The sequence below is a fragment of the Nocardia sp. NPDC005998 genome, assembly GCF_040614395.1.
Taxonomy (GTDB): Bacteria; Actinomycetota; Actinomycetes; order Mycobacteriales; family Mycobacteriaceae; genus Nocardia.
Window position 1 is genome coordinate 95,262 of the sequence record NZ_JBEXUI010000018.1, and the last position, 8,129, is coordinate 103,390.

Below are 8,129 nucleotides of genomic sequence, written 5' to 3' on the forward strand. Positions count from 1 at the left end.
CTAAATCCCGAAATGATCATTCGCGAGCGCGGTCGCGGCCTTGTACTGCCCCTCGGAGTACGAGCCGAGCGTCGTCGTCAGATCCCCCATGCCCTTCGTGATTTCGGCGTGGGTGAGTGTGTATCCGTCGGGCCCGTCGGCGAAATTGCTGCCGTAGGAGTCATCGCCCCATGCGGCGCCCTTTGCGGCCAGCGAGGTCTCCAGCTTCGTCAGGATCGCCGCGACGCGGTCGTGCAACACGCCCATATCCCGTGCGGCGCAACGCAACTGCTCCGGGGTCACCCGCACCTTTTCCGCCACGTCGAACCCCTTCCGCAAAGCACCGGACTTTCGACAGTGGCACGAACAACGATCGAACCGATAGTGCCCGCAGCGCGAATTAACGCTGTTCTGATACGCCCGTGCCGGACAACAGAACACGACCGCAGAGGCGATCGGTGCTGGTAGGACTCCGGCGATCGATCCAGCCCCAGCGGAACCGATCTCGCCACCGGCTTACGACTTCTTGACGCGGCTCAGCCGGATATATTGCGCCGCCGCAGATCCTGCGCGAGCGCGAGGAACACGAAGAAGTTGGGAACATACCGAACCGGTGTGGTCGTCAGCGCGCGCCACTGCCCGGCGACCCGCAGGCTCACGAGACCGTCACGAACCCTGATCTCTTCGATCTCTGACCACGCAACGGACTTACCGCCCGAACCCACGAGCCCCGATGTCATCCAGACATCACCGAAGTCCAGACGCTGCCCGGCATCGATTGCGGCTGCGGTACTGGGCAATTGAGCATCGGTAACGGCCTGCTGAATCGCCGGACCCCATTCCTCCGGACGCTCGAACCCGCTCCGCACGACGACCTTCGCACCCGTGACGTCGGTACAGGTGTAGGCGTAGGTAATCCTGATCGTCGTGCCATACCCGTTGTGCCGCACAATATTCTGCAGCACCGACGTCGTGTCGTACCGAAAAGCCCGCACCTCGCCACGGAACGCGACCACGAAACCGCGCTGGAACAGTTCGAGCCGAGACCCGCGATTACGTCCCTCGAAGTAACGCAACCGGACCAGATCCCATAACAGCCGCCCCGAGAACATCACCGCGAATACCCCGGCGAAGATCTCACCGACGACGAACCCACCGGCCATCGAGCCGAGCAGCACTGCCCAACCCACCGCAGTGACGATCACCATCCCCCGATACCGCCGCCACCCCGGTGCCACGGGTAGATAACTCGCCCGGTGCGCACCGAGTCCGGCCCCGACCGCCGCCTCGTGCTCATTGGCGCCCGGCCGACCCGCGTTCAGCTCCATCGCTCGAATCGTGCCAGCGCGAGCGCCCGCGAGACCACCGCCTTAACGGATCCGATGCACCCGGCGGCAGCCGGCAACCCGGATGCGAGGATCGGGGCATGCGAGTACTGGTGCAGCGCGTATCCGCCGCTCAGGTGACCGTGGACGGCGAGTCCGTCGGCCGGATCGAGCCGAATCCGCAGGGACTGGTCGCCCTGGTCGGGGTGACGCACGACGATGCCGAGGCGACCGCGAAGGCGCTGGCGGACAAGCTGTGGCGGCTGCGGATTCTCGAGGGTGAGCGCTCGGCGGCCGATCTGGACGCGCCGATTCTGGTGGTCAGTCAGTTCACGCTCTATGCCGATACCGGCAAGGGACGGCGGCCGTCCTGGTCCGCGGCCGCGCCGGGTGCTGTCGCCGAACCGCTGGTCGAGACCTTCGCCCAGGCGCTGCGCGAACTCGGCGCGACCGTCGCCACCGGCCGGTTCGGCGCGCATATGCATGTCGAACTCGTCAACGACGGACCGGTGACACTGCTGCTCGAGGGCTGAGCACAACCCCGGAGCGCAACCACCCCGAACAAACTGCCCGCGGCAGGTATTTGCTCGACCACACTGTATCGTCCGCACGGAACGACCCCAGCGCACGGAAGCCCAGTGCACCCGCTGTCAACGGGTCGATCGCGGCGGCGGCGGTCGCCGGGGGATTGCCTGCTCGTTCCGGCCATTTCTATGGCAAACTCGGTCGAGCAGAATGCGGCCGCTCGACGTGGCGCGGAAGGTAATGCGGGAGTTGAGGTCGCGATGGATCTGAGTGCGCTCGAGCGTCGGGTAGCCGAGGATCGCCGGGCAGCCGTCGACCGAACGGTCGAGAACGAGTTGCGTTTGGCCACGTCGCTCTGCGACCTCGCCAAGGCACTGGTCGCCACCAAGAACGGCGAGGGACGTGACCGCACGGCCGAGGCATTGGCGCCCTCCCAGGAGTCCGTCGGCATCCGGCTGCACTGGCTCGCCGCCGGGCGGGTCACCGCGCAGTTCGCGGGTGAAGTACAAGAGGCGCTGCGCGTATTCGAGCAGGCCACCCGCCATATCGGCCACCGAGAACTGGCCGCGAGCACCATCCGCAATGCCTGCCACACATATCGTCAAGTGGCGCACACACATCCGCAGGTGGCCGCCGTCTGCGCGGATGGGCTGTCGAAGTGCGGCGTGTGGCTGTGCCGTCTCGACCCGGGTGCCGCCGTTGCCGCCAGCGAGGATGCCGTGCGGATCCGCAGTTCGCTGTTCGCGACGAATCCGGATCAGGCCGGTAAGTACCTCGCGAGTCTGAATATGTTGCTGCGCACACTGATGGTCGGCAGACAGCGCAAACAGGCCGTCGCGATGTACCGCGAGCGGTACGCGGCCTGCACCTCGCCCGAGATGACGGCGCGGCTGCGCGAAACCCGGATCGAGGATATCGACCTCACCAGCAAGACCCTCACGGCGCTCACCAAACTCGAATGCCGGACACTCCAGCGCGCGGGACACCTCACCCAGCAGCAGATCCTGTACCAAACCTCGGGCGACCTGTCGACCATCGAGGAGATCAACTGGAAGCTCGCACTGGTCGGCTTGAAGCCGCTGGCCGCGGGCGCACTACCCGATCCACCCTCGCGGCCGGTGGAGATCGGTGCGACCTTCGGTGCGCTGAGCGTGCGTTGTAGTTCCCGCGATGCCGTCGCCCAGGTCCGCGCGGCCATTATCGCGGCCTACGCCGCCGATAACGCAGGCCAGGTCGACCGCTCGGCGGTGCGCGGTGCACACGAAACCCACTGGCACACCTTCGATCCCGAACTGAACGCCACGGAATCCCTCGGCGATGACGTGGTGCTCATCGAACAGCCCTATGGCGGTTCGGTGGTCGTCATGAGCCTGAAATGGGAGATGACACCGGTCGGCAGACATCCACTGGCACAGCATCTTTCCAACCGCTGGCAGGTGATCAGCGTGACTGCGAACGAAAAGATGTCCTACGAACTGTGCCGGTACGACAATGGCGTGGCCACCCAATACGCCGCGCTGGGTCGCCCGAGCGGCCAGGCACCGCTCGATACCCCGCTGGCGCCGCTGGACTTCGCCGCCCTGGCCGACTACGGCGCGGACTACGCGTCCGAAACCCAGGTCCGCGCCGCCTTCGGCAATACCGACATGTTCGCGAAGCTCACCCAACTACCCGCCAGCGGCATTCGGCAAGCCGCACTCGCGATTCCGCTCGCCGACTACGGCGACAACGTGCTGTTCTTCCGCAAGTCGGCGAGCTGAGCAAATCTGCGAGGTCGGCGGTGCCGCGCGCCGCCGCTCCGGCAGTTGATCCGTTCACTCCCAATGGGTTTCCAGCCGCTGGAGCATTCCGGCGATCAGGTCATCGATCTTCTGCACCAGCCGCCCCTCACCGATGCCGAGCGCGACCGGAGCTTGGTCGAGCTCGATCACATAGCGGCCGTCGTCGGGCAGGTCGCGCCACACCAGAATTCGCTCCAGGATGCCGCGCGGACCGAACTTCGAATGGCCCTGATGGATGGTGATCACACCGGTCCGGGTGGCGGGAATGGCGAAGAATTGGTCACTGCGGCTCACCGTCGACGTGCTGGCGGTCTCGGTGACCCGGGAACCGCCGAAGTCGAACCGCTCATGATCGGCGACCCGATCGGTCAGGATCGGAATGCTGCCGGTCCGGCCGGGCCGCGTCTTCGGCAGCAATCCGACGACCGCATCGGCCACCCCCCACGGACCGCATTCGGTAATCGCGTAACCGCTACTGTGCCAAGGGGTTTCACCGGGCTGCTGGGCCAGTAGAAAGCCGCGGGCACCGGACCGGACGCCACGCGCCCGGATCCACTGCTGCGGATCTTCCTGGTCCGCGTCGTTCCACCCCAGCACCTTCACCAGGACCTCGGGCCGCGAGATGACCTCGAGCACCTCGCGCATCGAGCCGTCCACGGTATCCCGCAAACGCTCCCAGATCTGGAACTTCTCGCGTTCGTAGTCGTCGCGCAGGGGCGTGCGGCTCATATAGGTGAGCGGCTCGGGCAGAATCCGCTGCTGTAGCTGGCGTTCCCACAGCACCTTGAATTCCAGATCGGTGAACTCCCAGGTCCGGGTCACGACCGACCCAGCGGTAGCGCCTGTTCGACCTGCGTCGCAGCCGAATCGCCGCCCATCTCGGCCCGGGCCACGACGGGTTCGGGCCGATCCTGCTGTGCGACACCTGGAATGCCTATATCCCAGCCGTTCGACTGCTCGGCGAATCCGGGCAGGCCCGCACCCGACGACACACCCGGAATCTCCAGTCCGACACCGTCGGCGATACCGCGGATCGCCGACTCGAGCAACTTTTCGACCTTGTCGACATCGGGACTCGCGAAACCGGGGATGCCCGGCAGCGAGGCCCGCGGAAACAGTCGCGCCGCGGTGGTCGGCTGCGCCGGAATCGCCTGTCCGGCGGGAGCGACCGAATCCGCCGCCCGCGCCGATGCGTCCTCCCTGACCGGGATCTGGAGCAGATCGGCCAGCGGCTTCAGCTCCGGGTTCGTGGCGATCAGATCCTTGATCTGGGGGAACTTCTCGAAGAAGCTGTTGAAATCGATCGGCGCCGACGCGGGATGCTGGGCCTGGAATTGCGTGAGGGCCTGCATCAGGCCGGGGATCGCCTGCATACCCTGCGACAGGGCATTCACCAACCCGGAGATCATGTCCTGCCCCGAGGACGACGCCGACGTGCCCGTTCCCGTTCCGGTCCCGGTGCCCGTACCGGTGCCATTGCCTGTCCCGGTCCCCGAGCCAGTGCCAGTCCCGGTACCGGTGCCGGTGCCGGTCTCCTTACCGGTCCCCGAGCCCCCGGCACCAGGAATCGAGGCTTTGCCCGCGCCACTACCGCCGCCGGTTCCCCCACCCGTTCCGCCGCCTGTTCTCCCACCCGTCCCACCGCCGGTGCCTCCACCATTGCCGCCGCCGCGCTTGTGGCCCTGGCCATCCCCCTTGCCATCACCTTTACCGTCCCCCTTCGGATCGGTCTCGGGCTTCGGCGCGGCGGGTGGCTTGGCTGGCACCGGGGGTCCGGGCAGCACCGGAAAAGCCTTGTCCGACTTCGGCAGATTGTCGCCATAGAGTTCGTCGAACTTCTCCTGATAGTGCGACAGGCACACCGAATCCCAGTGGGCCATGCCGTTGTGCACCGCGTTCGACGGCATCGCCTCCCTGGTCGCATGCAACCAGCGCGAGGTGTACTGCAGGTTCTCCGCGACCACGACCATCGTGTTGCTCAGCTCGCGGATATTGTCGCTGTACCTGCTGATGTTGCCGACGGCCTGATCGGCGCCGTATCCCTGCCACGAATCCGCGGTCAGCTTGCGCAACGACTCCTTGAGCGTGCCGCCGGCCTTATCGATCTCGGTGGCCAAAAAGTCCCACACCCCACCCGCATCCGACGCGGTCCCGGACTTGATGTGCTCGTACAGCGCGTTGAGGCTGTCCCACCCCTGGTTTTCGCCGCTTTCGACCTTGATGTCGGCCTTGTCCATGCCGCCATCCTGTTGCAGCGACTTGGGGACCTTCGGGTTGTCGTCGTCGGGCTCCGAATATTTGGGGGCCTCGAATTTCACGGCGGCCTTGTCGGGATCGGAATTGACCTGGGCCAGATGACTGAAGACTTCCGCCGACGTCTGGTCGGTCCCGCGATACGCGGCACCGGCCGCCTTGAACAGGTCGGTGAGATCGGCGAGGGTACCCATATGGTCGTCGAACGTCTCGTTCATCGACGTCAACTTCTCGTTGAACTTCGTCGCCAGCTGGTTTCCGGACCGGAAGGTCCCGAAGTCCGCCAGATTCTTGATCTCGGCCTGTGCGGCAATCGCCTTGTACGCCTTCAGCTTTCCGATCATCTCCGAGCACGCTGCCGCACAGGCCAACGCCACATTCGCCTCGACCTTGATGCTGTGCCCATCCTGCGCGGTCTTCTTCAGACCATCCCATGGCCCGCTGTCTTTACCCATTCCGACCGCTCCTCCAACGCCCGCGAATCCCGCACCCGTCCTCACCTCGGATACAGGGCAAATCCCGAGTCTAGGTCACCGATCCGAGCGGATCCGAGCGTCTTAACCGAACCTTATGCTCGGGTTCATCCGTTGGCCTCGAACAAGATCAACTTCACCCGAACGGCAATATCGACGACGACTTCGGCGAGTGGAACGCCGCTATCGGCTGCGCCGCGAGCGGGCGGTGATCGATGCCGATCAAGCCGCGTCGGCCGCGCCCGAGGATCATCGCGGGATCTTCGCCACCGCGAAGGCCACCCCGCTCGGTGAGTTCAACGCCTACCTCGACCGCGAAAACGCGGATCCAGCAGCGGATCTCGTTGGTAGCCGCCAGTGCGAGCGGGCGGTGATCGATGCCGATCAAGCCGCGTCGGCCGCGCCCGAGGATCATCGCCGGATCTTCGCCACCGCGAAGGCCACCCCCGCTCGCCGAGATCAACACTGCCTGGACCACGAAAAGTCTTATCCGGCAACCGCTCTCGTTGGACCAGCACCAGCATGCGCGGCGTCTCGACCACGATGAACTCCGCAACCCGATCGCCGACCTGCGCACCGCGATCCTGCCCCGACTGAAGAATATGGCCGGCACTCGGCCGTTCCCAGTATCTGTTGAGCCCGATCATGTCCCATCGGCCCCGAGTAAGCCGAGTATCCCTAAATCCGGTGCACTGGAACGTGTTCGGGGTACCGTCGTCTCCGTGCCAGGAACCGGGGATTCGACTGATCAGGCATTGGACCGGGAAGACCTTTGGGCGCAGCGGGCGAGCTCGTTCGGTACGCAGGCCGCCGTTTACGCGGAGCATCGGCCGGACTATCCGGCAGCGGGCATTCGCTGGGCATTGGCACCGATCGGCGATAGGCAGGCACCCGTCGTCCTCGATCTGGGCGCCGGTACGGGCAAACTCACCGAGGGGCTGCTGGCCGTCGGTGCCGAGGTGATCGCCGTGGAACCCGATGACGCGATGCGCGCGGAACTGATCGCACGATTCCCGAATGTGACGGCGCTTTCCGGTGCGGCAGAGACGATTCCGCTGCCCGACGCCTCGGTGGACGCGGTCGTCGCCGGGCAGGCGTTCCATTGGTTCGACCAGGCACGAGCCTTCCCGGAGATCGCCCGGGTGCTGCGCGCGAATGGCGTATTCGCCGCATTCTGGAATATGGACGACGGCCGTGTCGAATGGGTAGCCGGGCTACAACAGGTTGTGCATGCGAACGCGCCCGTTCCATCGGCAGGGTCGGATAACAAGGTGCCGTCGCATCCATTGTTCACCGGCTTCGAAAGGTCCGAGTTCGCGCACACTCATCGCAGGACCGCCGAATCCCTCACCGCGACCATCGGTACACATTCGCGCACAGTGGTGATACCGGCAGAGCAGCGAGCCGAACTGCTGAATCGAATAAGGACCTATCTGCGCAGCCGACCGGAAACCGCAGAGGGCGAATTCGACTTCCCCCTCCAGACCGACGTCATCCGAACCACCCGCCGCACCGTCGATATGCCACCACCGCAGCAGGATTGAACGAATCCCACCGCTCAACCGAGCGCCTTCGACCGCCTACGCGGTCCGGCCCCCAACTCCCCAAGCCACCACAAGACCAACGCAATAGCGAAATCCCCCACCCGAAACCGAACCTTCGACCACCCACCCGGCCCCGCCACCAACACCCCAAACCACCACAAGACCAACGCAATAGCGAAATCCCCCACCCGAAACCGAACCTTCGACCACCCACCCGGCCCCGCCACCAACACCCCAAACCACCACAAG

8 protein-coding genes are annotated in these 8,129 nt (G+C 65.4%); 4 read left to right on the top strand and 4 right to left on the bottom strand.

Annotated elements, in window-relative coordinates:
- Window positions 1–300 carry a WXG100 family type VII secretion target gene (locus ABZ293_RS23480; protein ID WP_355183802.1) on the bottom strand — a complete coding sequence of 100 codons (300 nt, stop codon included), beginning with the start codon at window positions 298–300 and terminating at the stop codon, window positions 1–3.
- A gap of 215 nt (window positions 301–515) precedes the next feature.
- On the bottom strand, window positions 516–1,307 hold the full coding sequence (locus tag ABZ293_RS23485) for a DUF6585 family protein (RefSeq protein WP_355183803.1): 792 nt from the start codon (window positions 1,305–1,307) through the stop codon (window positions 516–518).
- 98 nt (window positions 1,308–1,405) lie between these two features.
- On the opposite strand from ABZ293_RS23485, the gene dtd reads away from it, so the two are divergent.
- Window positions 1,406–1,837, top strand: a complete 432-nt coding sequence (gene dtd, locus ABZ293_RS23490) for a D-aminoacyl-tRNA deacylase (RefSeq protein WP_355183805.1) — start codon at window positions 1,406–1,408, stop codon at window positions 1,835–1,837.
- A gap of 180 nt (window positions 1,838–2,017) precedes the next feature.
- On the top strand, window positions 2,018–3,589 hold the full coding sequence (locus tag ABZ293_RS23495; protein ID WP_355183807.1) for a hypothetical protein: 1,572 nt from the start codon (window positions 2,018–2,020) through the stop codon (window positions 3,587–3,589).
- A gap of 54 nt (window positions 3,590–3,643) precedes the next feature.
- Here ABZ293_RS23495 and ABZ293_RS23500 read toward each other — a convergent pair whose 3' ends face one another.
- On the bottom strand, window positions 3,644–4,432 hold the full coding sequence (locus ABZ293_RS23500; RefSeq protein WP_355183809.1) for an ESX secretion-associated protein EspG: 789 nt from the start codon (window positions 4,430–4,432) through the stop codon (window positions 3,644–3,646).
- Window positions 4,429–6,318, bottom strand: coding sequence for a PPE domain-containing protein (locus ABZ293_RS23505; protein WP_355183811.1), 1,890 nt, complete (start codon window positions 6,316–6,318; stop codon window positions 4,429–4,431). Before ABZ293_RS23505 ends, ABZ293_RS23500 begins: the two co-directional genes overlap by 4 nt.
- A gap of 190 nt (window positions 6,319–6,508) precedes the next feature.
- Here ABZ293_RS23505 and ABZ293_RS23510 point away from each other — a divergent pair, with 190 nt between their 5' ends.
- On the top strand, window positions 6,509–6,883 hold the full coding sequence (locus tag ABZ293_RS23510) for a hypothetical protein (protein WP_355183813.1): 375 nt from the start codon (window positions 6,509–6,511) through the stop codon (window positions 6,881–6,883).
- Window positions 6,884–7,058: 175 nt separating this feature from the next.
- Window positions 7,059–7,880, top strand: coding sequence for a class I SAM-dependent methyltransferase (locus ABZ293_RS23515; protein WP_355183815.1), 822 nt, complete (start codon window positions 7,059–7,061; stop codon window positions 7,878–7,880).
- Window positions 7,881–8,129: the final 249 nt, after the last annotated feature.